Below are 24,930 nucleotides of genomic sequence, written 5' to 3'. Positions count from 1 at the left end.
CAAAAAGGGCTGCCATCTGGCAGCCCCACTCAAATTATCTCAATCGATAGACCATTTGCACAACCCCGGAAGAGAATGTTCTCGTATTCACTAATTCTAAATTCAATCTCTGTTTAATATCAGTAAACAACGGTTTGCCTTCTCCCAGAATAACGGGGTGAACTGATAATCGAAACTCATCAACGAGTCCTAAATTTATAAAAGTTGTAATCAGGCTCCCTCCGCCATAGAGCCAAATGTCTCTTCCTGGTTTATTCTTTAATTTCGTTACTTCTTCAGTAATATGATCATGAATGTAAATTGCTTTATCATCAGCGGCTTGTTGCGTTCTTGAAAAAACATACTTATCTTTACTATGAACTAAGTTCCACATTTCGTGATCGTCATCAGTTTGTTCCATCTCAGGTGTGAATTGTCCCCATAAATCATAGCTCTTTCTACCGTACAAGATGGTATCAATTTGGTGCAAGAAATCAACAAATCCCATATCAGGGTCCATGATACACCAATCTACTTCCCCATTTTTCCCTTCAATAAAACCATCTAACGTTACGGCTAAATCTAATATTATTTTTCGTTTCAAGAGTTGCAGCTCCCTTCGTTGATCTACCCTTAGTATAGACCTCGAATATGTCATCTAATGTCATAATAAAAAGCCGCGTTGCACGCGGCTTTGTTTAAAGTTATTGTTCTTTCCGTTTATTGTTAAGATTTCTTAATAGTAAAGAATCCAAACCGTTCAATTTCTTCAAGAGCCTTACGTCCAAAGGATTCTACAAGCTCGTCGGCGAGGATTTTAGTCCCCCCTAATGTAAGCCCGTCCCAGCGTACAATTCGTCCGTCTTTAACCAAAAAATAATCATCCATATTATTACCTCCCGAATTAATGGTTTGGATATCACAGAGAGCTTGGAAAGGCAGAGCACAAAGTTGCCCTATCCATATATTAGCACATTCTCACAATGGAAACATCTTCTTCCTACATAGAACTTTTATTCAGAATTCATCTGTTATTTGCGTTCCCCTAGAAAAAGCCGACTCACTCGTTTCGAAAAGTCTTCAATCCGAAAATTTGCTGTATCGATACGGTTATACCAATTCGTTATTGTTTCCAAGATCCACAATGGCACTTGAACATCGTTAAGAAGATGATAAAAATGCGTATATGCCCACACTAAGTGCTCCCATCGATTGTCGCTGCCTTCTTTGACATATTCCGATACATCAAGAACTTTGCCTCTACCTTCGTGCAAAAGTACGTTTTTCAAATGAATGTCCCTTGGGTTCAGTCCCTGACTTCGAACGAATTCGCGAGCTTCCTCTATATCTTTGATGGCTTGTGTTGGAACTGAGATACCTTGCAGAAGACAATCGAATAAGGTAACACCCTTCTCATAACTTAATACCAAATAATTGGGTCCAGTTCCATAACATCGGGGGAAATACTGAGATCCCGTTAAACGTTCGTATATACCTGCTTCCACATCCTTTTTCTCCAAAGCTTTATCCGAGTAAACTTTATATGCATAATCAGGTGTGTACGCGCAATAAAAGACCGCTGCATCTGTCCCAATGCCTAGACAACGCAAATCTTCGGAATGCCGAATGACGGAAACAGGTTTATTGTTCTCATAACCAACAATCTCAACATCCTTCAATGCTTCCTCAGCTTGTTTCCAATCTAGAAACATGTACATCTTCTCCTAGTTGTTGATTCGATTCGAGATTCACGGCTCAACGTTAGACTACGTTTGAAATTTTTTACAACTTAATACGTTTTTAAAATGTGAAAGTTTCATTCTCGTGTAGTGTTCATTTGCCCGTTTAATGAAAAAAGACTGCCGAATGTGCCGGCAGCCCGTTGCATGATGATCATTGTTGTTTTCTTAAAGAATAACATCATTAACCATTGGTTTCACAATCAATCATGACATGAATCGTGTTCCCTTTATGCTCATTGCGTAGCTTGAACGCTTCGGCAATGTTGCTCAAATGAACGACATGCGTAATCATTTCCTCCGTATTAACCAAACCATCCAGGACAAGCTGGAGCCCTCTATCGAAATAATGACGATTGTCAATATCTCGCTTCGGCTCGGTGGATAGGATGTCTAGTCTCTTCTTATGAACTTTGAAGAAATCGACCGGCTTATGGCATGTCCCAATACACCCGTACATGATAATACGGCCATTCTGGGAAGCCGCATCAATAGCGTCAACCATTCCATCCCCTTCAAGCAAGCAAGGAATGACAACATCGAAGCCATCCGGGAAGTCTTTGCCTACAATGTCCATCGTATTCGTGTCCGACGAGGGTAACTTGTATGTGTGTGTCGCCCCATACTTACGGGCTAGTTCCAGCTTCTCATCGAACAGATCCGTTACGACAAGATTACGTGGACTATACAAGCTTACGATCTGTGTCATCACTAGACCACTAACGCCTTGTCCGGTAATTAGGACATTTTTGTGAGGAGAAATATCGCCAAGCTCTGCTGCATGAATAATGCCAGGAAGGACTTCAATAAGCGAACCTTCAATGAGCGGCAGGGACTGTGACAAGACTTTGACAGAAAAAGGCGTACAGCAAACATATTCCGCAAAGGCCCCCCATATGTAGCGCAGGGCAACGGGGTCTCCCACCTTTAAACCGATCACGTTCGGTCCTACTTTATCGATAACCCCAGCAACTTCATGCCCAAGCCGTGTTGGATAGGAGACAAACTCCGGCTCGCGTGCCCCACGGAATACCTCGACATCACTCCCGCATATGCCAACCCACTTCACTTTTACGCGTACTTCCCCTTCGGCAGGCTCGGGGATTAGAGCTCTCTTTAATGTGATATTCCCAATCTCTTCCACCACCGCGCATAACTGCGTACCCTCGCCATCATACTCGACAAGTTGCATCGGTGGAACCGACATTTTTCTAACCATTCGTATGACTCCTATCACTTAATTTACTCAGCATCCGATTCGCCATCATTTTGTAACCTTCTGCACTCGGATGCAGGTGATCTGGGAGATGCTCTACATACGCTTCACCCATAATGTCCAATCCGTCCACATAAATAAGATTCGCATCCCCATAAGACGTGAGGATATCCACCGCTTCTTGGATCTCTTGCCTCATGATAACCAGATTCATTCCTATTACGTTCGCATCCGTCTCCCTATGAGGACAATAGATAGGAGAAATTACAAAGATAGGCGTATCACCATGCTTCTCCCGAATAATCGATATCATGCCAAAGATGGCAGATCGAAATGTTCGAAGATTTAACGTATTGCCACCCATCACATTAATGCCGAGACACAAGGAAATAATGTCTGCTGGCAGATCCCGAATGACGCGTGCAACCATGGGTTCCACATGACACTGTCCCGCAAACCCCAAGCAGGTAAGGTCCCAACCTTTGTGACGCGCAACGATTGCCGGCCACGTTTGAGAGGGACTCTCCGCTGTGCTGCATTGAGTGATGGAGCTGCCGTATGTAATCCACCGCGGTTGATTGTTAGGCGCAGGCATAGTCGATGCCCCATCCTTGACCTTTAACGTTTTTACGTTGACGGCAGCATTTTGCGTAAAATAGATCTCAACCCTCTTCAATCTGTCAGGTAAGTTTGTAAATAGACAAACTTCATCCCCTATAAGGAGGATCACGGTTTCGCTTAGTACGCCTTCGACAACTAGATCGAATTGCCTATCTTGATCTGACTTTGAGACACACAGTTCCACACATGTAGAGTCAGTTAAGAACGCTAATCTTACCCCTGCTGCATCCCCTGCTCTCTGCACGACTTGAGCTGCAAATAAGTTAAGTCGATCGTGAGGTAAACGCCATGGTCGGATGCCGGTTTCATTCGTTTCTATGGAAACGGCACCTCGAAACCATGCGTTATTGAGTTCAATGGTTTGCATGCTGTCATTCACCTTCCGTCCCCACGCTAACAGGAATTACGTTCTTATCTTGCAAAATATCACCGCTTGCCTGCATCCATGAAGTTAGTTCTGATGCAAGTCGCTCGATATTCGCAATCTGTGAAGGATCCCCTGACAAATCATTCGTTTCCCAGGGGTCATTCAGCAGATCAAATAACTGGATGCGCTCCGACCCTGTGTTCGTGATAGGCGAACGAAAATAGCGAATCAACTTCCACCGCCCGTCGGTTACCATTCGCTGCAAATCTCGATACACAGAGGCAACAATACCGCGGACGCCATCGCTCTCTCCACATATATGGGGATGCAGCGATATCCCTTCGGTTTCCTCTGGCAAATCAACATTGCATAACCCGGCAACCGTTGGGAAAATATCGATATTACTAGCAAGTGCTTGCAGTTCCTTACCTGCAGGAACACCTGGACCTCGGAAAATAAGCGGGATTCGCACGCTGTGTTCGTAAAGGTTTTGTTTGCCCATTAATCCATGTTGTCCAACCGCCAAGCCATGATCCGCTGTATACACAATCAGTGTATTGTCATAGATCCCCTTGGCCTTCAGTGCATCGATGACTCTGCCAATTTGCGCGTCCAAGTGGGTTATCATGCCGTAATAATCGGCCATATGCTGCCGAATTTCGTCCTCTTCCCTCGGCCATCCTGCAAGTTTCTCGTCGCGTACAACCATATCCCCAGTATCGAAGGGATGCTCAGGCGCAAAGTTCGGAGGCAGCGTGATGTCTGACTTCTTATACATACTCGCATAAGGCTCAGGCGCGATACGTGGATCATGAGGGGCTGTATAAGCGACATAGAGGAAAAATGGCTTGTTCTCTTGATAATCCTCAATGAAGTTGAGAGCTGCATTGGAAAATAACGCCGTCGAGAACGTATGTTCCATATATTCATTTTCCTTCGGATACACACCGGTCGGGTCATAATCAAACACAGGAACCTGGTTATGATCGCTCATCCCGTGAAAATGCAGCTTATCTCCCCCTTCGAAACTCCGGGAGAGGCTTGCCTTATCGTTATGCCATTTGCCGACCGCATGTGTGTGATATCCCGCATCGCGCATCGTCTCTGCCATAAGACGAACATCCGAGCGAATTACGCTCGAATGTTCTCGGTTTCTCATGTCCTTGCCGATCGTCGCTCGGAAGAGCGGAATGCCGGTATGGACGCATGCTCTGCTCGGCGCACAAACCGCTCCGGTGAGGGCACCGAATATATGCGTATTCCGACATGCTGTCCCGCTGACAACCAGCGAGTCCAGCACAGGTGTCTGCACAGCTTCATTGCCGAAAGCTCCGATAGCCTCACCGCGATGATCGTCTGCAATGAGGAATACGACATGGGGTCGTTTTGCTAAATCCGTTAGACTTATCTCTTCTTTCATGTTAAACACTCACTCCTATACGACATCATTCAGTATGATTGCGATGTCATCTATTTCTTGGCTTTAAATTGGTCATACGCATGCTGATAAATTTCCAAGTAGCGTTTAATGTTCATTTTATCCAACGTGCTCAAGTAGTTGTTCCATTCCTTCTCAACATCCAATGAGCCTGTAACGGTCTTGGCGAAAAATTCAGTTCTATAATCCGTCAATGTCTTCTCCAGCGTTGAAAGCTCTTCAGCCTGTTCGTTGGTGAAGAATAATGGCGGTACAATTTTGCTTGGATTCGTTCCGAATGGTTCGTACTTTTTCGTTTCATTATACAGAACAAGTTCAAGCGAGTTTTTCGGATCCGCTGCCACGCTTAATCGTAATTCGTTCGTTCTGAGAGATGGACCTGCCTGTGCCCAGTGGATATTTTGCAGCTTGCCGAATGTGGCAATCGGTTTCCATACCGCTTGTTTCCCGTTCACGCCAAGCTCGCCTTGAGCGGGACGTACCCATTCTTGATCTGGACGACCTTGCGTACTCCGCAGTGTCGCTTCTTCCGAAAGCAGCAAATCCGCCATGCGGAATGCCGCAGCAGGATTTGCTGCTTTATTCGTTACAACGTATTGACCTGCTGAAACGGCATAAGGATTGTAGGCTGTGGAACGTATGCCTGTTGGCCCTTTGAGCGGAGGCACGGAAACATAATCTTTGAATCGCGCGTTATCCACTTCGACAAACACCGTTTGATTTTGTGAAGCAATTGCACCCAATATTGAAATTTCTGGATTCATCCCCATTTGTTTCAGTTGGTTTCTATCTTGCGTAAACGTCTGTGGTGAGATTAGACCTTCAGCAAACAATTTATTCATGTACTTCAGCGCTTCTTTCCACTCCGGTTGATTAAAGGCAAGTTGAACCTTCCCATCTTTCACAAAGCGGAGATTGAAATCCTTCTCAATAAAAGCACTAGGCAAGAATAAGTCTAACGTCGAAGATGGCCCATTCGTTGCACCAACCAGCGGGATCTCATCTGCTTTCCCGTTTCCGTTAGGGTCTTTTTCTTTGAAAGCTTTGAGGACTTGATAAAATTCTTCCGTCGTTTCTGGCATTTTCAAGCCGAGTTTATCCAGCCATGGTTTATAAATCCACATTTTCTGACCAAGTGAACAATGATAGCAATCATTCACCTGCGGTACGGAATAGATTTTACCGTCAGGCATCGTAATCAAATCTTTGACATAGGTAACCTGTTCGAACATTCTTTTCATCTCAATACCATATTTATCGATATAGGGATTCAGTGGAATAAATACGCCATCTTTCCCATAGATCGACTGCTGAACAGGCGTCACATTCATATTCAATAAGACGTCTGGATAATCACCACTGGCGAGCGAAACATTAAGCTTCTCTGCAAATGTTTTTTCTGGAGCAACTTCCCAATCAATATGAATGTTCGTTTTCTCTTCCAGCCACTTCGTAAATTCGTTCGTTGCAAAATTTTCAACAATACTGGAGCCTTTGACCATCACTTTCAGTGTCGTCTTTTCTTTCGTGATCGGGAATTGGCCTGCTGGTGTTACTTGATCATCAACAATCGCGTCTGTCTGTTTAGCCGTCTCCTTAGAACCACCGTCTGAACATGCGCTTAGAAGTACTAAGGATGTCGCCGTGATTGCTGCTAAAACTTGGAACCCTCTTTTCATGAAAAAACCTCCCTTTAGCCTTTTAATGAACCAATCATCATGCCTTTGACAAAATGCCTTTGTATGAATGGATAAATGATGAGCACGGGCAGCGTAGAAACGACGATAAGGGAAAACTTCAACAATTCCCGCAAACCATCCCTTGCCGCTTGATCAGCTATGTCGGTTATCATCGACGCGTCGACCTCGTTTTGCACCAAAATATCCCTTAACACCAATTGAATTGGGTACAACTCCTGATGTTTCAAATAGAGCAATGCGCTAAAGTATTGATTCCAATGCCCTACGGCGTAGAACAAGGAAATCACAGCAATGATTGGACCTGACAAAGGGAGTACGATCTTCCGTACAAACGTAAAATCACTACAGCCATCCATCTGAGCTGCTTCGAGCAATTCATCTGGAATAGTCGTTTGGAAATAGGTGCGGGCAATGATCATATTCATGACGCCTAGTGCTCCAGGAATAATTAATGACCATCTGGTATCGATCATCCCGAGCTCTTTCACAACCAGATAGGAAGGGATTAATCCGCCTGAAAACATCATAGTGAATACGAACAACGCCATGACGGCATTGCGTGGCATAAAGTCTTTCCGCGAAAGCGGGTACGCCGCAATGAGTGTAAACAGTACATTAATCGTTGTTCCTACGACGGTATAGAATACGGAATTCAAGAAGCTCGACATAATCAACCGATGTTTAAATACCGCTTCATACCCAGCAAGCGTTGGCTCAATCGGATACAACCAGACTTTGCCAGAAATAACCGCAGTGGATGAACTGAAAGAAGCACTAACAATGTAGATCAACGGATATAAAATCGTAATTGTAAAAATAAATAGAATAATGTAATTCAGTATTGTAAAAATCCTGTCATCTGCACTCTCTCTAATTCTTCCCGTCATTGACGTGCCTCCTTTACCACAAACTGGTTTGTCCTAATTGTCTAGCGATTCGATTAACGAGAACCAACAGGATTAAATTAATCACTGATTTAAACAATCCAATGGCAGACGAATACGAATAATTAATTGCGGTCGATGCCAATCCGACTTTATAGACAAAAGTATCAATAACCTCGGATGAGCTCATATTCAGCGGATTCTGCAGGAGCAACACCTTTTCGAAACCAATATCCAGTACGTGACCCGTGTTCATGATGAGCAGAATGACCGCTACCGGCATAATGCCCGGCAAGTCAACGTGCCACATACGCCGCACTTTATTGGCGCCATCAACTACAGCAGCTTCATGAAGAGAAGGATCAACGGCTGCAAGCGCTGCCAAGTAAATGATGCAGGAAAATCCGACATTCTGCCAAATACCCGACCAGACAAAAACATGTGAAAACCATTCCGGAATACCCATGAAATTAATGGTGGGTAGTCCAATGAATTTCATAATCTTCTGAATAAGTCCGACCCGTGGATCCATCATTTGTAGAATAATACCTACCATAACGACGACGGAAATAAAATGCGGTGCATAAGTAATCATTTGCACAGATTTCTTAAAGAAACGAGAATTGACGTAATTCAATGAGAGCGCCAGTATGATCGGGAAAGGAAACCCAGCAAACAAGCTATAGATACTGAGCAAGACCGTATTCTTCATAATACGAACGAATTCATAGGAGTGAAAGAAGCGATCGAAATGCTTCAATCCTACCCAATCGCTGCCCCATACGCCTTTTGTTGGAAGATAATTTTTGAACGCAATCAGCGCGCCATACATGGGCACGTACTTGAAAATGATCAAATAAATAATCGGCAGAAGCATAAGTAGATATAGTTGCCAATGGTTAGATGCATTTTTCTTTAATCTAAATAAATAATTTTCTTTTTTTACGACAACTGTAGACAATGTGTTACGCTTGCTAGCCGAAATGTCCATAAATCCCTCCCTAGTTCGATGACCATGACTTCTTGTGAGTAATGTACTTCTGTCATCATCATACAAAAAGCAAGGTAGGGCGAGCATTGTGTTCATTTATACCGCTATGACTTTTTTTGCACTGGAAGTTGGCATGTGAATCGTAACTTTCGTGCCGACCCCCTGCTCACTTTGTACAGAAAGTCCATACTGCTGTCCGAATACCATCTGAATCCGATTGTGGACATTCAGCAGACCTATGCTGCCTTCGCATGTGGGTTGTGTATCCACTAGCTTCTCCTGTCGGCTGTTCATGAGTCGTGTATTTAAATTCAGCAGAGCTTCCGCACCGATGCCGCAGCCATTATCTTGCACGACGACATAGAAATCAGAATCCTCCTTCCATGCGTCAATAATGATTGTGTGCTTATCCTCAATACCATATGGAAATGCATGTTTAAACACGTTTTCAACCAAGGGTTGCAACGTCAAGCGAACCATACTGTCCAGCAAGTAGTCCGTAGAGACTCGGACATCGATCTCGAATTCGCGTTGGTTGCGATACTTCATAATCGACATGAAATACAGAATGTGTTTAAGCTCATTGGCCACCGTAATCTTTTCCAAATCTGTGCGGATCGAATACCTCAGCATATAGGACAACGAACGTACGATGTCTTTGATCTCACTTGATTTCTGAATTACGGCATAGCAAATTATTATTTCTAATGTGTTGTACAAGAAGTGCGGATTAATCTGTAATTGCAGAGATTGAAATTCGGCCTGCTGTCTCTTCATTAGATTGTCCTGATTGCGCAGCTCGGTCTCGTAAACCCGCTCAACAAGCTCTTCCAATCGAGAGACCATCGTATTGTAGCTGATGATAAGTTGATCCATTTCATCCAAGCTCCCCGTGAGCGGGACTCGAGTCCATTGACCTTTGGCTGTCTGTCGCATCCCATTCTCAAGCAATCGAACCGGACGTATGATAGATCGACCGAATCCATATGCTAGAAATATCGCTAGAATTAAAGTGACGACGCCTACGAGTAGCGTGGTTTGCCGTAAATCGGAGATAGGCTGTCGCTGCTCGGCAGTGGACATACTGGCCACTAACGTCCATCCGGAGTAATCCGACTTTCGACTAAAGAATACTCTTCCCGGTTCTCCTGGCAATTCAAATACTTGATCTGTTTTGGCCTCAACCGTATTAAAATGCCGGCCATTTAGCTGTTTCCCGATTCGACTCGAATCCGGATGATACAATATTTTTCCACGATCGTTCACGATAAAAAAATATCCCGTATTCCCGAGTTTGATCCCCTTCCAAAGCGTGTTTAACTCTTCGATTTTGAGCTCAAAACCCATGATGCCTTTAAATTGAGAGGATGATGTCCGATCTGCCAATTTGCGAATGAGAGTAAGATGGCCATCCAGAAAGCCAGAATCTCGGATCGTCAGCTTCGCGTTAATCGTCTCGTCTTCTTTCATCTGTTCCACATATTCCTCAAACCCTTTGTAGTTAAAAGGAACAATATGGACATTAAAATCGGTTGCTTTAAACCCGTTATAACCGACAATATAGGTCATGGATATTTCCGGATTATTGATGAGAACCGGTTGAAATACCCCTTTCATCGCGATCTCTGCAGAATAGAACCCCGCAGTTGCACGATTTGGAAGATCCAACGCTTCTTTCACCACAGGTGATATCAGAATAGACAGCGTTGCTCGCTCGTAACTTTTGAGAAATAAATCGGTTTCATGCAGCACATTGTCAACGATTTGTGTTAATAGACCATCATACTGATGTTCCAACTCATTGGATGACCGCCAATAACCTGTGACCCCCACCGTCACTAAGGCCATCGTAATAATCACAACGAAGTAAATGTACACCTTGCGAACGAGTCTGCTTTTCATTACTTAATTCCGAGTAAACCGCGATATTCTGTGGGGGAATAGCCTGTTGCCTTTTTAAAAACGCGCGTAAAATGGGGATAGCTCTCATAGCCAACCTCGGCTACAATGTCAATAATCTTGTAATGCGGCACGGCAAGTAGTTGTTTCGCTCGATCGATTCGTTTGCGCATCCGGTGTTGTACGAAGGTCTCGTTCGTATGTTTCTTAAAATAATGACTGAAATAGGTTGGCGTTAAGCCTAGCTTCCCTGCAACCTTATCGAGTGTAAGTTCCTCATCGAACAGATGCTCATCAATGAATTGAATCGCTGCCTCCAGAACATCGATTCTTTCATGGTTGCGGTACTCGCTCAGTCGCCCAATCCAGCACCTGATTTCAGCCTGAAACCCCTCATACGTAATCGCGATAGCCATATTCTCATCTGCAAACGGCTTCGCCTCCATTCTGTACGTCCCTCTCGCATTCAGCTTCTTAAGAAGCAGTCTTATTGCATCAGATACACGCTGGTGGAGTTGGAGTTCCGTATCCACATGGAACAATGTCAGCTTGCCCTCTTCAAGCAATTCATCGACCTGAACCTTATCCATGATCCAAATGGCTTCTTCTAAGTGATCAATCCATGACTCAAAATGAGTAAAGGAAACAAGCGCAGCTTCCCGCATGGAAAGCATTTTATCCAAGACGGGGTACAGCTCAATTTCTGTAATTGGCTTCAATAAATATTCCTGAACACCATACGACATGCATTTCTGTGCATAGGCAAAATCGCCGTACCCGGAAAGCACAACTACTTTGGTGGGGATCTTTAGCCCCTGAATATGTCGGCACAGCTCTAGACCATCCATTCGCGGCATTCGAATATCTGTCATCACAACGTCAGGAGGGTTAGCGGTAATATGCGACAAAGCGGATTCGCCATCCGTAAACGTCACGATCTCACTAAACCTTTTATATTCGTCAATCAGAATCCCAAGGCCAACTCCGATGATCGGTTCATCGTCAACTATACAGATTCTAGCCATTCCATCGCCCCCTCGTGTTTCAAAAAATGAAAACCTTCGATCGCCTCGACAAGAGGGCTATGCTTTTATTATGTTCTGATTCCCGTGCGTCTGGATACCCATCAAAACTGGAACAACATCATCAAAATCGAAACTGCCAACCTTTAATAAGGTGAATCGGTATGCAAAATAAAGACAGACCACCCGGCAAGTTACCGAGTAGCCCTTTTCTATTTGAATATAAAGCTGTACATGGCATTTATTGTATGGGGAGCCCGTACAAGCGCCAAGGCTTGTTTCCTCCGAAATAACCACATAAGTGACTCTCTGCAGGCACAGGTGCGATTTCCCATTCATGCCCCTCTGCAACAGGATGTTCTGCACTGTAAAGAACAGCTTCCTCACCTTTCGGCAAATCCAACTCGTAAATGCCTCCGCCTAGAGATCGAAGTTGTAGGGATGAACTTGCAGACAACCGAACATTTCCCGGCAAATCGGTTTTAATGCGGCATGGCTGTCCTGCCAAACTCTTTACTCGAATCCACTGAGTTGCCCCTCCGGATCGAGTCGCACTGATTTCAAATGCGCCTTCGGTTCGCAAATTATGAAAGACAACATCCTTCCATGTGGATGGAATGGCAGGGAAAACTCGAATTTCTTCTCCCCAGCTTTGCAGCAGCATATCGTGGATGGCCTCAGCGCCTGCGAGCGGTGATTCGATGACTGGACCTGCTTCCCTGTACATCGTGTTTGGCTTCAAAAGATGGATCAACGTTTTCACATATTGAAGTGATTCGTCGCCTTCCCCCATCGCTGCAGCTATGGATGCCGCACCAGTAAACGTGAAGCCGCGCAAGTCACCTTCACGAGCAAACCAATGCCGAAGCGAACGCATAATAAGCTCTCGCTCCTCAGGCGTATCTCCACTGATTAAATGAAGTGGGAAGATCGCCATCAAATGGCTGAAATGTCGATGTCCGAATTCCAAAGGCTGATCGGCACCGATCATAAAGCCTGTCTCGTCGACGGGCAGCGGTGTTAATTGCGCCAATGTTGCCTCCCAACGTGCAGATCCGGAGTCCTCTATCTCAAGAATGCTGCAAATTCGGAGTAACGTTTGGCAACCCCAACGGAGCAAGGCAAGATCATAATGTGTATCTGGCACGGTTAACTGCAGGAATGACCCATACTCAGGTGAGATCATTGGGGGTAGATGCAATTTGCCGTCATCGCCGATTTCCAGCAGATGCAAATAGTATTGTACACTTCGTTTCAACAATGGAAACAGTAGATCCTGTAGCATGGCAGTATCCATTGTATGGCGGTAATGCCTCCATAAGTTATGGCATACCCACGTTAGATTGCCAACCTCCGTACCGACACTTCCGGCTAAATCATAGCTCATACTTCGGCCCAATCCGGCAGAATCTTCGCGATATTTCTCAGGAACATTACGAATTAACTGTGCCATATTGTCTTGAAAAGCGCGAACGAGCGATTCGCCAAGTTCCAGACGACCGGATGTATAGACCGGTGAATAACTCATCTGTACATTCATGTTGAACCACACACCTGCCTATGGCGTAGTCGTGAGCCACGGCCCTTGATTGTCCATGATCATCCCGTCAGAGCGGGTTGCCGAGGCCAACTTGTACATTTGTATCCAATAGAAGCTTTCTAGTATTGTATCCGGGATGGAAATGAAGCTTTGGCGATAGTAATCATGCCACCAGCGTCGGTGAACGTCCACCCATGCTTCCCATTGCTGACTCGATGCAAGCCGAACATTCGATTCTATCCTTTGTTTCACCTCAGTATCGAAACCATTCCCTATTGAAAGCCAAAATCGGCGCAGGTTTACGCCCTCTTCTACCTGTCTCTCCATCCATGCGGTCGTACAACCACCGTCATAGTGAAACCGTTGTACGCCAACTGTCAACCCATCCTCATTCGTGTGTCGGTCGACTTCTGATTGTGGAAGGTATTGATTAAGATTGAAGCCATCCGCATTTTTCAATACATGGTCAACTTCGCTGAATGCATGCCAGATTATACGTGCGTCTTTCTCGCCTTCACTTGGTTCCAGTTCAACAGCAAGCACTTTATCTTGACTGTGAACAAAAGCGCGGAGCTTTACTGTACCTACAGTTGTCGTGATCTCTGCCCGCATCTCCGCATTCCACAAGTCAATCCGTATACTTGACGGTTGATAATACCATCCAGCAAGCTCCAGGTGCAATTCCCCAACGGGCACACGTGGTGGAAATCCACCTCCAGGTTTCTGCGCTGTGACATCTGTGCATCCCAGTACAAATCGCAGCACGTTGCGTTTCTCCCTATGCTCCTCACTATATATCATGGCTCCGATGAATCCGTTGCCTAGAAAAGCTCCCTCGTTCCACGAATTTGGTTTAACGGACCAAGTTAGATCATGTCTCGCCATAAATGCTGGCCAGTCCACCAATGTCTTCAACATCCAATGCCACAACCTTTCACGCATGCTTCACATTCTATGTAAAATATACACTTGTGCAGGTGGGCTTACATTGTGTTTATTTAATGAGATATGATTTTTTTTGCTTTTTAACTACTTCTTATATCTACAAGGGATGCTTCTGTTGCCGTAAGTAAATCCTCACCGCTTAGAAAGATTTGTAGTCCGCGCCGTCCAGCGCTAATACTAACAAGATCCATGGGTTTGGCAGAAACATCAATATAGTATAAGGAATTTTAAGTACATCTAATTTTCGACAAGCATTTGTTTTCATCATGGTCGCACCTTCCGTCTGTTACTAACTCGCTAAAAATAGGATATACCACATGACAATTTCATCTGTTACCATGCAAATAGTACATCTTCTTTTCGGGAAGTCTAAAGTTAGATAAATATACTACAATCGTAAAAGTCCACTCCGCAAAGAACCCCCAACATGCAATGCCTGCCAAACGGTGATTGTCAAAACTGTGAGCTGGAGGTTTTCAATTTCGAATTATTTGCTTACTTTTGTTGAGTTACATTAAAATATATAGTATACTGGATATATCTTGAAAGGAGCGATTTATTATGTCCAATCATACAACTTCTACTTTTGAAATAGGAATAAGTACATTTCTTGAAGCTGCTCCTAGAGCTAATGGGATCACACATGCGGAAAGGCTCAGACAAGCCGTAGAGGAAATTAATTTGGCCGATCAAGTTGGCCTGGATGTCTATGCCATTGGCGAGCATCATCGAGCAGATTATGCGAGCTCTGCACCAGCTGTAATTCTGGCAGCAGCTGCTTCCACGACGAAACGAATCCGACTTTCTAGCGCCGTGACGGTGTTATCTTCCGATGATCCGGTCCGTGTGTACCAGGCATTTTCGACTTTAGACGGCTTATCTAACGGACGTGCGGAAATTATGGCTGGTCGTGGTTCTTTCATCGAATCCTTCCCCCTATTTGGATATGACTTGAACCATTATGACAGCCTATTTGAGGAAAAATTAGAGCTACTGCTCGCAATCCGCGAATCGGAGAAAGTAAATTGGAAAGGCGGTCATCGTTCTGCTATCAAGAACTTAGGTGTCTATCCGCGAGCCGTACAAGAGCCATTACCTGTATGGATCGGTACTGGTGGAAATCCAGACTCCGCGATTCGCGCAGGGATACTAGGATTGCCTGTTGTCTTTGCAATTATTGGCGGCATGCCGGAGCGGTTCGCTTCGCTAGTCAACCTCTATAGGGAATCCGCCGCTAAGGCGGGACACGACGTGAGCAAGCTGCAAATTGCGACGCATTCGCATGGCTTTATATCCGATACGAGTGAGAAAGCTGCCGACTTGTTCTACCCTGCAACTGAAGCGATGATGAACACCATCGGCCGCGAGCGCGGATGGGCGCCTTACACACGCGACACGTTCGATGCTGCACGCAGTCTTCGCGGCGCGCTCTATGTCGGCGATCCAGAATATGTCGCTGAGAAGATCATATTGCTGCAGAAGAACCTCGGTATAACGCGCTTCCTGCTGCATGCAGACGTCAGCACCTTGCCGCATCATGAATTGCTGCGCACGATCGAGCTGCTCGGCACGAAAGTCGCACCGATCGTTCGCAAAGAGCTGGATCGTCAGGCAGCTCAAGGTTGAAGATATTAGGCATTCGCAGCACGAAGTTGCTGGCAATGCCGTTCAGTGCAAAAAGGGTCCCTTACACCAATTTGGTGAGGGACCCTTTTTTGTGAGTGTCGCGCCGTGGGAGGCGCGGGGGGTTACGTGCGGCGCCCGTTTAGCCCGAGATAGTCGATTATAACTCACTTCATAACTTAAGTTTGTAAACGTATAGGAAGTGAGATTGGGATATAGTTGCCCTTCAAGTATCCAGTTACTTCCACTATCCGTTGAGACATAGAGATTGTATCCAGCAAGGTCGCTTTCTTTATTCGACTGCCAAACCACGGAAACCCGATCTTGGCTAGTCGCACCCGCAAAACCTACCGGTACAGCAGGAGCCGTCGTATCTGGAATGACCTCTCTTCCTGGCGTCAACTCAAGCAAAGCAGCTTTCGATTCTTGTCCAATATATTCATAAGCGGTTAGCAAAAAGAGCCCTAAACAGAGCTCCATAACGATGCAGCTATATAGCTTAGAAGGGTTCGTTAATCTGGCTGGTTCCGTCAACCCTACAGATCTAATACCCTCTACTGACATCGACGGAATGGCTAATTCGTTCCCCTCCATGGTCCATTTCTTCCAGCACTTCGAGCAGTCCTTCGATGGCTTCATCCACCCCCGTAACTGCGGATATATGTGGCGTTATGACCACGTTCGGATGAGCCCATAACGGCGAATGTTCGGGCAGAGGTTCTTCCCTAAACACATCCAGAACCGCTTTACGTACCTGTCCGTGTTCAATGGCCCCCAACAGGGCATTCTCGTTCACTGAACCTCCCCTCCCAACATTGATAAATCCTGATCCGTGCATGTAGGAGAATAAACGTGTATCAAATAAGCTTTCCGTGTGTACGGTTAAAGGCAACGTGTTTATGACCCAATCGGCCTTAGACAGCACCGTGTGCGCTTCGGTCATCGGAAGCACCTTGTCATAGTGCATGTTCGCATTGCCGCTGCGAGATATGCCACATACCCTTACGCCGAATGTTCGCAGCATTCTACCAACTTCCTCGCCAATCGTGCCCGTTCCAAAAATGACAACGGTCATCTCATGAAGCAGCTTCTGCTGGGAAGGCAGCCATTGGCGTTGTGCCTGGGCATGATGAAAATGGTCATGACGTTGTAGATCGGCGAGTAGGTAACTTAAGCAATACTCCCCTATTTTCCGCCCAAAACTGCCGATCGTACGCGTTAACACGACATCCTTGTTCCACTCCCGATTCAATAGAAAGGCATCGACACCAGCTCCAAGAGCATGAACCCATTTCAACGTACCGAAATGAAACGACGCCGTCGGCTTAAATGCCACATAACCATCTCCCCAGTCGAAGTGACTTGAACGTACCTCCTCTTCTGGTAGAAACAGATACTCCCTCTTCGTGTCCATTTGGGCTAGTTTAGTTAATTCTTTATACATGCGCCCCGTCACGATAACTCGTTGAATATCCAACTAAGATGCCCCCTCAGAATCTTCTTTGCATGGTTACATTTAGACCGCTACATTCCTACGCTTGGTTGGCATGAACGATAGGTACGTTGTACGTAGCGGATTCAATCCAAGTCTGATTGGAAAATTCGCGGCCGCGAACCACCACTTCGTTGTTGTAGATTTGAACATACATGCCTTGCGCGCAATTGGGATTGTCTGAGCTCCGCGTTTTGCCGACAGAGGCGTTATTGAACCAGTGAAAGGAATTCTGTGTATTATAGTGATTTTCCGTTGCAAAATTACGATGAGTATGTCCAGACAACACAAATACATTCTTATACGGTGCCAAAATGGCACGAAACTCCTTCGCTCGGAGCAATTGAGGCGGTTTCCCGTCCAAATCTGGCGCTGGCAGCGGTTGATGGATGAAGACAAATGCCGGCTTTCCATCCACATGAGATTTCATCGTATTCTCAAGCCAAGCTAGCTGCTCATCCGAATACCACGCGCCCTCTCCTACCTCTGGTTTCTCCTGCACATAAGTCTCTTGAGACATGATAATCAGATGCACATCATTCATCCAGACATCCTTATAGGGCTTATCCTTATATCCGAAAAATTTCATGAAGCGTTCGCGGGACATTGCGTCAGTTTTCCCATTGGGAACAGTATCTGCGGACCAATCTCCCTTGCTGCTTATCCAAATGTCGTAATAATCGTGATTCCCCATATTCGCATAAATAGGAGGTAATTTATATTTGTCCAATACTTTGCGAAAAAGTTTGTAATCCACTTCGCGCCCTACATCCGTGACATCCCCTCCGAAAACAATCGTATCTACCGGCGTTTTGAAATGGCTGATATCCTTTAAGGCCGAATGAAGTTTATCCGTAATGGTGGAAGTACCATTGTCTGAAATATGCACATCGCTAAGTAGGAAAAATGATAGCAATAATCGATTTGTACTGGCGTCAACCGAAACGGGATGTGGGGATACTTGCGGAATAATTTGCCCCTCTGAGGCATCAGCAATTACTGCATTCGTTTCCGGTCCCTTTAACGTTTGTTTGAGCAGCGCACCGACACCCGTTACTGCGAATGCGGTTGCAAGCAATCTTTTGATAAACTGTCTTCTTGAGATCATGGATCTTCCCCCACTTTTGAAAAATTCTCTATTTTTTGTGGCATCAATCATCTGACAATGGATCGAATTAAATACAGCATAATGGTTAAATTTTATCATATTGACGTTTGAAAGCTACTATTATTCTTGATTTTTTTTTAATACGTTAAGGTAAATAAATATAAAAAAAGGCTGCATATGGCAACCTTTTTACACGACATTTAAGCTTTCGGCTTCTCTCCGATTTAACCAAATAAGAACATTTGAGAATAAGCATCACGATATCTTCTTTAGATGCACGGCCACTCGATGACTCGACTGCATAATCGATTCACAAGGTGTTGCTCATGACTAATAACGAGTATGCTTGTCTGATTCCGTTCAGCCCAGTTCCGCACCGATTGCCAGATTTGTGCTTGTGTAATAGCATCGAGCATGGTGGTCATTTCATCTGCTATCAAATACCGTGTTCCTGATCCGAGGGCCCTTGCCACACATATTCGCTGCAGTTCGCCACCTGAAAGCTCACTAGGGTAACGGTTTAACCACGCATCCTCAATGGCTAGTTCACTAAGTAAGTTGTTGTTTATGGGCCCTGACTCCGCCAAAGTTCTTCGCAGCTTCCATTTGGGGTTCACCGCTTGTTCAGGATGCTGCAGGACTAATTGAACTGGGTTTCGAACCCCTGTGGGAATCGGACTGCCATCCAGAAGAACATGGCCTTCAATGGGTCGAAGATGTCCAGCAAGTACCTTCCCCAGTGTAGATTTACCGCAGCCACTTGGCCCTACAAGCCCAACGACCTCGCCAGCTTCCAAACGAATCGTCGTTTGCTGCATAACCCATGCCCCTTTGTTATACCAATATCCAAGAGATTTCCCCTCAAGTGGCATGCAAGCACCTCACTTCTCCGCCCCGTAATGTACGCGGCTCAGGCTGAACCTCTTCACATTCGATCGTAGCAGACGAACAACGCGGTGCAAACACGCACCCTTTTGGTAAAGCATCTGGTAATGGTTGATAACCTGGGATAGCCCTAAATTGTTGACTAGGGAGAGCTCTCCATAACGCTTTCGAATAAGGGTGTCGCAGTCTTTCACCGTCTCCCGCAAAATCGCTGCGAAGCGCAATCTCCACAACGGTTCCCGCGTACAATACGGCTATTCGATCTGCAACTGTCAAAGCAGCCTCAATATCATGTGTGATCAGCATTACTGCACATCCATCATCTGCCAACTGTCGGAATCGACTCCATGTTTCAACCATTGCCGACGCATCAAGGCCTGGTGTCGGCTCATCGGCGATAACTAATTGTGCTCCGCTAACCGTTGCCGTCGAGACTAAAATTTTACGCGCCATACCACCAGACAACTGAAAGGGAAACCATTTGGCCACATATTCAGCGAGATTATATTTATGAAAAGCCTTCCGCCTAAGATTCTCAGGATCACCTTGACGAACGGATTGCTGAACTTGCTCCCCGACACGCATCAATGGATCTAAGTATGCGACAGATTGTGGAATAAGCGCGATTTCTTTCCCTCGTATCCGACGTTGTCTGTCTGGGGTCAATTCTTCCCCCTTAAACTGAATGCTCCCTGTTACTTGCGCATTACTAGGGAGAATGCCTAATATCGCATGTGCAAGTAGACTCTTACCAGAACCACTGGAGCCTACGACGGCAAGAATCTCTTGCGCTGCAACAGTGAGATGCAGATTATGAATCGTTTCTGTATGTACCTGTCGCAAGCGACGATCCAGCCGATGAAACCGGATAGACAGCCTGCTAATTTCTAGCATAAGCGAGCTCCTCTCCATTCTATTTGCATCCTTATTTATCATGAGCATGTTGTGGATTCACGAACTGTTTTAAGTTTTCACCTAGCATAGCAAACGTTCTTACCACGACTAACAAACACAAGCCAGGAAACACGGCTAACCACCACATCCCTGAGGATAAATAGCGCATGGATTCAGACAGAATAATACCAATGGCTGGTTCATGGGGAGAGAGACCCATGCCGAGAAAGGTAATGGAAGCTTCATGTAAGATGGCATGTGGAACAATTAGTATGATGCCCACTATTATTTGCGGAACGAGATGAGGAATGATATGCCTAGATGCGATCCACCATTGGGATTTGCCGAAATTCCGCGAGATAACAACATAAGGTGCCGTTTGAAGTTGCATAACCTCAGCGCGAATCACTCTCGACAAGGCTGGCCAGTGCGTCAATGCGACCCCTATGATAATGCCCTTGGCACCTCCACCTAGCACAAATGAAATCAAGAGCAGCGTGACTAAATGAGGCACACTCAGAAATAAATCCGTCAACCAATTAATAAACCGGTTCACTGTTCGACCCGTGAGGGCAGCTGCAAGGCCCATCATGCTTGCAATTACAACACTGGAAATCCCTGCAGTTAACCCCACTTTCAGACTGAGCAGCAACCCTTTCATTGTGCGGGTAAACATATCCCTGCCAAGCCAATCTGTCCCGAATAGGTGTGAAGCGGATGGCTCTAGATTACGCTGACTCAAGTTGGTGGTTAATCCTGTGGTACCCAATCCATTGGATATAACAATCAATGTTAGTAATATACCTAGGGCTATCGTAGTTGAAATCCATAATTTCTGTTGATGATGAAGCTTGGGAAGCCCTATTTCAACGCGCATTTGTTCCTTCATAGACGACTTCCCTCCTTCATCCTCGGATCAATCCACCGATAACTTAAATCAGCCATCGCATTCCCTACATATACGAATAGTGCACTGCATAATACAACTCCCATCAATAGTGGGATATCCCCACGAAGCCCTGCTTCCACAGCTGCTTGTCCCAAACCAGGATATGAAAATACTTGTTCCGCTAATACAGCCCCACCGAACAGTTCACTGAATGATGCAAATTGCAGTGTAATAGCAGGCAACGCCACATTCCTGAGCCCATGTCTCCAGAAGAGGGTGAAACCTTGCTCGCCGCGAGCTCTTGCAAACAACCAATACTCCTTCTCAGTCACGTCAATAAGTTTCTCTCTCGTGTGCAGGGCAATTGCGGCGATTCCTGTTACGCTCAGCGTCAAAACGGGCAAGATCATATGTCGGATCCGATCTATGAAGTGAACCTGGTCGGATGTTGTACCAGCTGGAACAGCAAGTCCGACGGGCAAGATGCCTAGCCATACTGCAAACACTAGCATGAGTAATAAGCCGATCCAGAACGTTGGTGTGGATGATAGGGTATAACAGTACCATCGGATACAAGTGTCGACCCACTTATTCCTGTTCATGGCGGCCAATACACCAGACACGAATCCGATCAGCCCTGACAACAACCAGGCAGCACCCATAAGTGCAAGTGATGCGGCGAAACGCTCACCGATCACTTCCAGTACGGGTCGACGGTAAATCATAGATGTGCCTAAATCCCCACTAGCCAGCGCACGCAACCAATGCCAATAACGAACCAATGGGGGATCATGTAATCCCCAATATTGTACGATGGCTTCACGCTGTTCTGGACTAACCTTCATCATATCCGCGCCAACATATGCTTGAACAGGATCTATGGGAGAGAAGTGAACAAGCATGAATGAAATGGCACTCACAGCAAGCAACAACAGCAATAAGCCTAGTCCTTTGCGAAGAATCCATGGGTACAGCTTTAAGAGTTCCATCGCCATTCCTCAATGTTATCGGTTACTGGCCAACCATGGCCATGTGGATGAATCTTTTGATTCCCGATATTAAGACCAGATTTAACCAGATAGAGATGATCTAAATTAACTAGCCACGCCCATGGAGCGTCACCTTTGGCGCTTAACCCCGTTTCACCATCCCATTGTGCCTTTTTCCAGAATGCCCATGCGTCATTCTCGTTCGTTGCTCGCAAGGCTTGGGTCATGTAATTTTCAACCTTCGGATTGTTGTAATAGCCCGGGTTGTAGTATTCAACACCGCCAAATTTATTACTGTACACATTGTACATTTCAAGTGGATCATGACTTCCCCAGCCAAACAGCACGGGATTCGCATGCATCTGTTTCTCAAGTTCATCCCAACTTTTACCCTCCGCCTTAACCAGAATTCCGAGGGGTTTCAACATATCCGCGGTGGCAATGGCAAGTGACTGACGAGTGACATCACTAGATGGATACAACAGATTGAAAGTTGCCTTCAATGCGCCTTTTTCGACAACCCCATCGTTATCCGTATCCTTCCAGCCATTATCTCCCAGAAGTTTCTTAGCGGCATTCATATCTGCATCCCCAAACACCGAATCTTGGTTAAACCACGGAAGACCGTCGTTCAACGTATATGCCGGTGTACCATGACCTTCAAGAACACCTTGAACTAAACTTTTTCTGTCTATGGCGATATTTATGGCCTTGCGAATGGCTGAATCGGCCGTAACGTCATTCCCAATCGGATAGCCTTCTTTGGTTTTACCGCCAGATTGTACATAGGGAAACATAATGCCGCGATTGTCCACAGTTCTAGCGGCTTTCAGTTCCATCCCGCTCACCGCTTGCTTACTGAATGCTGCTGGAATGGCAGCCATGTCAACAGTTCCTGCCTTCGCAGCCGCGAAAGCAGCATCTTCACCTAAGAATAGGAACGTAATTTTTTGAAAGAAAGGCTTATTTCCGTAGTAATCTGGATTAGCTTCCACGATTAATTGTTGTCCTTTGTCCCATTGAAGCATTTTATATGGCCCTGATCCAATTGGTTTAAGGGCATAATCTTTTCCGTGCGCATGTTTAGGCACAATTCCTGTAGCTACTAGCATTTGTGCAAAAGTAGATTGCGGTTCTTTTAGTGTAAACTTTACTGTCGCATCATCTATGATCTCTACTCCTTTAACGTTGCTCAGATCGATCGACGAACCGCTAGTTGCAGCAGCTTGGAATGTATATTGTACGTCTGTAGCTGTCAGTGCTTTTCCATCGCTGAACTTGGCGTTTTTACGCAGCTTAACTGTCCAAACCATGCCATCTTGACTTACCTCATGCCCTATAGCCAAATCATTAACGATATTCAAATCTTTGTCTCGTTTGAGCAAGGTGCTTTGGAATAATGGCGAACCGTAGCGCCCCCAACCTGTTGTCGGGTCGAAACCTGTCTCAGGCTCACCGCCAATGGCTAGAACAATCTCTTTCTTCGCCGAATCCGCCAATGGCTGAGGCTTTTGTTTCGTACAAGCAGTTACCCAAGTTAATACGGTTAAAATAATCAGAATCATAACTAATCGATACTTCAATTCAGGCACTCTCCCCCAATGTTAACGTGTGCAGTAACACGATTTGATAAAATAGTAACACAGTTGGAGGTGGAAATGAAACCCTTTTTCTAAATGAACGTACTAATTACTACGTCAGATTCAACTATTCCTAACATCCAACCGTAAAGGAGAGCAAGCATATGAAGAAACTAATGCTACTCATTCTAGCTGTATCCACCCTTCAATTGAGTGCCTGTACGTTAGTAGAGAAAGTAAATAGTTCTGTCGACTACGTCACTCAGACTACAGAACACATCCAAACCTTAGGTGATTTCGCAGAACGAGCCCCTCGAATGATCAAAGATGCCGCCTCAAATCCAGAAACTAAACAGGAACTTGAAAATCAATTAATCGTGATAAGGAATGAAATTGAACAATTCAACCTAAAGAGTGTGCCAGCGATTGCAAAGGATATTCATCAGCAAGTCGTAGAAAAGAACAAAGTGTTATTAGATGAGATTAATAAAGTGATCGTTAATGGTCATCTTGCCCTTGATAAGCTTCAGAATTCACAATTACTCGCGACAATTAGTGATATTACCCTCTTACTCAATCGAATTCAAAATCTAATTCCTTAAGAACTTCACACTTGTGTGAAGTTTTTTCTTTAAACAAATACAACCGGCCTATATCGGCCGGTTGTGGTATTCCTTATTTACGTTTACACGTTATCCAACGATTTGCCCAAATTATCCAGCATTTCCTTCGTGCCGTGTTCACGTAGAGCTGGCGTATCATGGCCATCAAGGAAGATGCCTTGTTCCGTGAAAATCAGCTTCGTACCTGTTCCCTCCGGTTTGAATTCTACCGTTGTCACAGAAATCGAAATCCGCGTCTGATCCATATCCAATGTGTAACTGTATACAATTCGCTCATTCGGGACAATGTCCTGATACGTGGCATCGAAAGTGAAGATGGGTCCTCCTGGAGGGCCGCCTTGACTCATTTCCTTTCCACCTACGCGGAAGTCGAATTCATCTGCTTTGGAAAACCACAGCTCTTTCAGTTTGGGATCTCCCCAAGTGGCAAAAACACGTTTCGGCGAGGCATTATATACGCGTTCGACAACGAAGGTATTCGCAATGGCAACTCTTTCTTTCATAGT

General features: G+C 45.3%; 24 protein-coding genes. 2 read left to right on the top strand and 22 right to left on the bottom strand.

Going from position 1 to position 24,930, the window contains the following annotated elements; genetic code table 11:
• Positions 1 to 34: 34 nt before the first annotated feature.
• The 13 genes from A8708_RS24070 to A8708_RS36610 all read right to left on the bottom strand — a co-directional run bounded on the left by A8708_RS24070 (position 35) and on the right by A8708_RS36610 (position 14,314).
• Positions 35 to 583 carry a dihydrofolate reductase family protein gene (locus A8708_RS24070; protein WP_068667850.1) on the bottom strand — a complete coding sequence of 183 codons (549 nt, stop codon included), beginning with the start codon at positions 581 to 583 and terminating at the stop codon, positions 35 to 37.
• A 122-nt stretch (positions 584 to 705) separates the two neighbouring features.
• Complete coding sequence (locus tag A8708_RS35605; protein WP_157265009.1) at positions 706 to 867, bottom strand: hypothetical protein; 162 nt, start codon at positions 865 to 867, stop codon at positions 706 to 708.
• A 143-nt stretch (positions 868 to 1,010) separates the two neighbouring features.
• Positions 1,011 to 1,691, bottom strand: a complete 681-nt coding sequence (locus tag A8708_RS24065; protein WP_068667849.1) for a serine/threonine protein kinase — start codon at positions 1,689 to 1,691, stop codon at positions 1,011 to 1,013.
• Between the two features lie 211 nt (positions 1,692 to 1,902).
• Positions 1,903 to 2,937: a zinc-dependent alcohol dehydrogenase gene (locus A8708_RS24060; protein ID WP_068667848.1), complete on the bottom strand. Its 1,035-nt coding sequence runs from the start codon at positions 2,935 to 2,937 to the stop codon at positions 1,903 to 1,905.
• Positions 2,930 to 3,922 carry an SGNH/GDSL hydrolase family protein gene (locus tag A8708_RS24055; RefSeq protein ID WP_068667847.1) on the bottom strand — a complete coding sequence of 331 codons (993 nt, stop codon included), beginning with the start codon at positions 3,920 to 3,922 and terminating at the stop codon, positions 2,930 to 2,932. Before A8708_RS24055 ends, A8708_RS24060 begins: the two co-directional genes overlap by 8 nt.
• Before the next feature lie 4 nt (positions 3,923 to 3,926).
• Positions 3,927 to 5,342: a sulfatase-like hydrolase/transferase gene (locus A8708_RS24050; RefSeq protein WP_068667846.1), complete on the bottom strand. Its 1,416-nt coding sequence runs from the start codon at positions 5,340 to 5,342 to the stop codon at positions 3,927 to 3,929.
• 50 nt (positions 5,343 to 5,392) lie between these two features.
• Positions 5,393 to 7,039: an ABC transporter substrate-binding protein gene (locus A8708_RS24045; protein ID WP_068667845.1), complete on the bottom strand. Its 1,647-nt coding sequence runs from the start codon at positions 7,037 to 7,039 to the stop codon at positions 5,393 to 5,395.
• A 14-nt stretch (positions 7,040 to 7,053) separates the two neighbouring features.
• Complete coding sequence (locus tag A8708_RS24040) at positions 7,054 to 7,947, bottom strand: carbohydrate ABC transporter permease (protein ID WP_068667844.1); 894 nt, start codon at positions 7,945 to 7,947, stop codon at positions 7,054 to 7,056.
• A 13-nt stretch (positions 7,948 to 7,960) separates the two neighbouring features.
• The gene (locus A8708_RS24035; RefSeq protein ID WP_082927758.1) at positions 7,961 to 8,935 is read right to left on the bottom strand and encodes an ABC transporter permease; all 975 of its coding nucleotides are present in this window, start codon (positions 8,933 to 8,935) and stop codon (positions 7,961 to 7,963) included.
• Positions 8,936 to 9,031: 96 nt separating this feature from the next.
• The gene (locus A8708_RS24030) at positions 9,032 to 10,837 is read right to left on the bottom strand and encodes a sensor histidine kinase (protein WP_068667843.1); all 1,806 of its coding nucleotides are present in this window, start codon (positions 10,835 to 10,837) and stop codon (positions 9,032 to 9,034) included.
• Positions 10,837 to 11,859 carry a response regulator gene (locus A8708_RS24025; protein WP_068667842.1) on the bottom strand — a complete coding sequence of 341 codons (1,023 nt, stop codon included), beginning with the start codon at positions 11,857 to 11,859 and terminating at the stop codon, positions 10,837 to 10,839. Before A8708_RS24025 ends, A8708_RS24030 begins: the two co-directional genes overlap by 1 nt.
• A gap of 238 nt (positions 11,860 to 12,097) precedes the next feature.
• On the bottom strand, positions 12,098 to 13,396 hold the full coding sequence (locus A8708_RS36615; protein ID WP_239696830.1) for a glycosyl hydrolase family 95 catalytic domain-containing protein: 1,299 nt from the start codon (positions 13,394 to 13,396) through the stop codon (positions 12,098 to 12,100).
• Positions 13,397 to 13,414: 18 nt separating this feature from the next.
• Positions 13,415 to 14,314, bottom strand: a complete 900-nt coding sequence (locus tag A8708_RS36610; protein ID WP_239696829.1) for a hypothetical protein — start codon at positions 14,312 to 14,314, stop codon at positions 13,415 to 13,417.
• Positions 14,315 to 14,902: 588 nt separating this feature from the next.
• On the opposite strand from A8708_RS36610, the gene A8708_RS24015 reads away from it, so the two are divergent.
• Positions 14,903 to 15,967 carry an LLM class flavin-dependent oxidoreductase gene (locus tag A8708_RS24015; RefSeq protein WP_068667841.1) on the top strand — a complete coding sequence of 355 codons (1,065 nt, stop codon included), beginning with the start codon at positions 14,903 to 14,905 and terminating at the stop codon, positions 15,965 to 15,967.
• Between the two features lie 42 nt (positions 15,968 to 16,009).
• Here A8708_RS24015 and A8708_RS24010 read toward each other — a convergent pair whose 3' ends face one another.
• The 8 genes from A8708_RS24010 to A8708_RS23975 form a co-directional block, all read right to left on the bottom strand.
• A complete protein-coding gene (locus tag A8708_RS24010; RefSeq protein WP_068667840.1) occupies positions 16,010 to 16,528 on the bottom strand; it encodes a fibronectin type III domain-containing protein in 519 nt (172 codons plus the stop codon).
• A complete protein-coding gene (locus A8708_RS24005; protein WP_068667839.1) occupies positions 16,509 to 17,441 on the bottom strand; it encodes a D-2-hydroxyacid dehydrogenase in 933 nt (310 codons plus the stop codon). Before A8708_RS24005 ends, A8708_RS24010 begins: the two co-directional genes overlap by 20 nt.
• Positions 17,442 to 17,496: 55 nt before the next feature.
• Positions 17,497 to 18,564: a metallophosphoesterase family protein gene (locus A8708_RS24000; RefSeq protein ID WP_068667838.1), complete on the bottom strand. Its 1,068-nt coding sequence runs from the start codon at positions 18,562 to 18,564 to the stop codon at positions 17,497 to 17,499.
• 269 nt (positions 18,565 to 18,833) lie between these two features.
• On the bottom strand, positions 18,834 to 19,436 hold the full coding sequence (locus tag A8708_RS23995) for an ABC transporter ATP-binding protein (RefSeq protein ID WP_068667837.1): 603 nt from the start codon (positions 19,434 to 19,436) through the stop codon (positions 18,834 to 18,836).
• Positions 19,426 to 20,343, bottom strand: coding sequence for an oligopeptide/dipeptide ABC transporter ATP-binding protein (locus A8708_RS23990; RefSeq protein WP_157265005.1), 918 nt, complete (start codon positions 20,341 to 20,343; stop codon positions 19,426 to 19,428). Before A8708_RS23990 ends, A8708_RS23995 begins: the two co-directional genes overlap by 11 nt.
• Positions 20,344 to 20,374: 31 nt before the next feature.
• Positions 20,375 to 21,232, bottom strand: coding sequence for an ABC transporter permease (locus tag A8708_RS23985; protein WP_068667835.1), 858 nt, complete (start codon positions 21,230 to 21,232; stop codon positions 20,375 to 20,377).
• Positions 21,229 to 22,221, bottom strand: a complete 993-nt coding sequence (locus A8708_RS23980; RefSeq protein WP_068667834.1) for an ABC transporter permease — start codon at positions 22,219 to 22,221, stop codon at positions 21,229 to 21,231. The genes A8708_RS23985 and A8708_RS23980 overlap by 4 nt, the downstream gene beginning before the upstream one ends.
• Positions 22,209 to 23,786, bottom strand: a complete 1,578-nt coding sequence (locus tag A8708_RS23975; protein ID WP_068667874.1) for an ABC transporter substrate-binding protein — start codon at positions 23,784 to 23,786, stop codon at positions 22,209 to 22,211. Before A8708_RS23975 ends, A8708_RS23980 begins: the two co-directional genes overlap by 13 nt.
• A gap of 179 nt (positions 23,787 to 23,965) precedes the next feature.
• Here A8708_RS23975 and A8708_RS23970 point away from each other — a divergent pair, with 179 nt between their 5' ends.
• A complete protein-coding gene (locus A8708_RS23970; protein WP_068667833.1) occupies positions 23,966 to 24,403 on the top strand; it encodes a DUF6376 family protein in 438 nt (145 codons plus the stop codon).
• A gap of 83 nt (positions 24,404 to 24,486) precedes the next feature.
• Here the strand turns inward: A8708_RS23970 and A8708_RS23965 are convergent, their stop codons facing one another.
• On the bottom strand, positions 24,487 to 24,927 hold the full coding sequence (locus A8708_RS23965) for an SRPBCC family protein (RefSeq protein WP_068667832.1): 441 nt from the start codon (positions 24,925 to 24,927) through the stop codon (positions 24,487 to 24,489).
• Between the last annotated feature and the right edge of the window lie 3 nt (positions 24,928 to 24,930).

The organism is Paenibacillus oryzisoli (genome assembly GCF_001653565.1).
In the GTDB taxonomy this organism is placed as follows: domain Bacteria; phylum Bacillota; class Bacilli; order Paenibacillales; family NBRC-103111; genus Paenibacillus_E; species Paenibacillus_E oryzisoli.
This window is presented reverse-complemented; position numbering and strand designations above follow the sequence as displayed.

What these genes read in the sequence shown, in the direction of transcription:
- A8708_RS35605 (WP_157265009.1), bottom strand. Translation starts at nt 867, where the DNA reads ATGGATGATTATTTTTTGGTTAAAGACGGACGAATTGTACGCTGGGAC.
- A8708_RS24065 (WP_068667849.1), bottom strand. Translation starts at nt 1,691, where the DNA reads ATGTTTCTAGATTGGAAACAAGCTGAGGAAGCATTGAAGGATGTTGAG.
- A8708_RS24060 (WP_068667848.1), bottom strand. Translation starts at nt 2,937, where the DNA reads ATGGTTAGAAAAATGTCGGTTCCACCGATGCAACTTGTCGAGTATGAT.
- A8708_RS24055 (WP_068667847.1), bottom strand. Translation starts at nt 3,922, where the DNA reads ATGCAAACCATTGAACTCAATAACGCATGGTTTCGAGGTGCCGTTTCC.
- A8708_RS24050 (WP_068667846.1), bottom strand. Translation starts at nt 5,342, where the DNA reads ATGAAAGAAGAGATAAGTCTAACGGATTTAGCAAAACGACCCCATGTC.
- A8708_RS24045 (WP_068667845.1), bottom strand. Translation starts at nt 7,039, where the DNA reads ATGAAAAGAGGGTTCCAAGTTTTAGCAGCAATCACGGCGACATCCTTA.
- A8708_RS24040 (WP_068667844.1), bottom strand. Translation starts at nt 7,947, where the DNA reads ATGACGGGAAGAATTAGAGAGAGTGCAGATGACAGGATTTTTACAATA.
- A8708_RS24035 (WP_082927758.1), bottom strand. Translation starts at nt 8,935, where the DNA reads ATGGACATTTCGGCTAGCAAGCGTAACACATTGTCTACAGTTGTCGTA.
- A8708_RS24030 (WP_068667843.1), bottom strand. Translation starts at nt 10,837, where the DNA reads ATGAAAAGCAGACTCGTTCGCAAGGTGTACATTTACTTCGTTGTGATT.
- A8708_RS24025 (WP_068667842.1), bottom strand. Translation starts at nt 11,859, where the DNA reads ATGGCTAGAATCTGTATAGTTGACGATGAACCGATCATCGGAGTTGGC.
- A8708_RS36615 (WP_239696830.1), bottom strand. Translation starts at nt 13,396, where the DNA reads ATGAATGTACAGATGAGTTATTCACCGGTCTATACATCCGGTCGTCTG.
- A8708_RS36610 (WP_239696829.1), bottom strand. Translation starts at nt 14,314, where the DNA reads ATGTTGAAGACATTGGTGGACTGGCCAGCATTTATGGCGAGACATGAT.
- A8708_RS24015 (WP_068667841.1), top strand. Translation starts at nt 14,903, where the DNA reads ATGTCCAATCATACAACTTCTACTTTTGAAATAGGAATAAGTACATTT.
- A8708_RS24010 (WP_068667840.1), bottom strand. Translation starts at nt 16,528, where the DNA reads ATGTCAGTAGAGGGTATTAGATCTGTAGGGTTGACGGAACCAGCCAGA.
- A8708_RS24000 (WP_068667838.1), bottom strand. Translation starts at nt 18,564, where the DNA reads ATGATCTCAAGAAGACAGTTTATCAAAAGATTGCTTGCAACCGCATTC.
- A8708_RS23995 (WP_068667837.1), bottom strand. Translation starts at nt 19,436, where the DNA reads ATGCCACTTGAGGGGAAATCTCTTGGATATTGGTATAACAAAGGGGCA.
- A8708_RS23990 (WP_157265005.1), bottom strand. Translation starts at nt 20,343, where the DNA reads ATGCTAGAAATTAGCAGGCTGTCTATCCGGTTTCATCGGCTGGATCGT.
- A8708_RS23985 (WP_068667835.1), bottom strand. Translation starts at nt 21,232, where the DNA reads ATGAAGGAACAAATGCGCGTTGAAATAGGGCTTCCCAAGCTTCATCAT.
- A8708_RS23980 (WP_068667834.1), bottom strand. Translation starts at nt 22,221, where the DNA reads ATGGAACTCTTAAAGCTGTACCCATGGATTCTTCGCAAAGGACTAGGC.
- A8708_RS23975 (WP_068667874.1), bottom strand. Translation starts at nt 23,786, where the DNA reads ATGATTCTGATTATTTTAACCGTATTAACTTGGGTAACTGCTTGTACG.
- A8708_RS23970 (WP_068667833.1), top strand. Translation starts at nt 23,966, where the DNA reads ATGAAGAAACTAATGCTACTCATTCTAGCTGTATCCACCCTTCAATTG.
- A8708_RS23965 (WP_068667832.1), bottom strand. Translation starts at nt 24,927, where the DNA reads ATGAAAGAAAGAGTTGCCATTGCGAATACCTTCGTTGTCGAACGCGTA.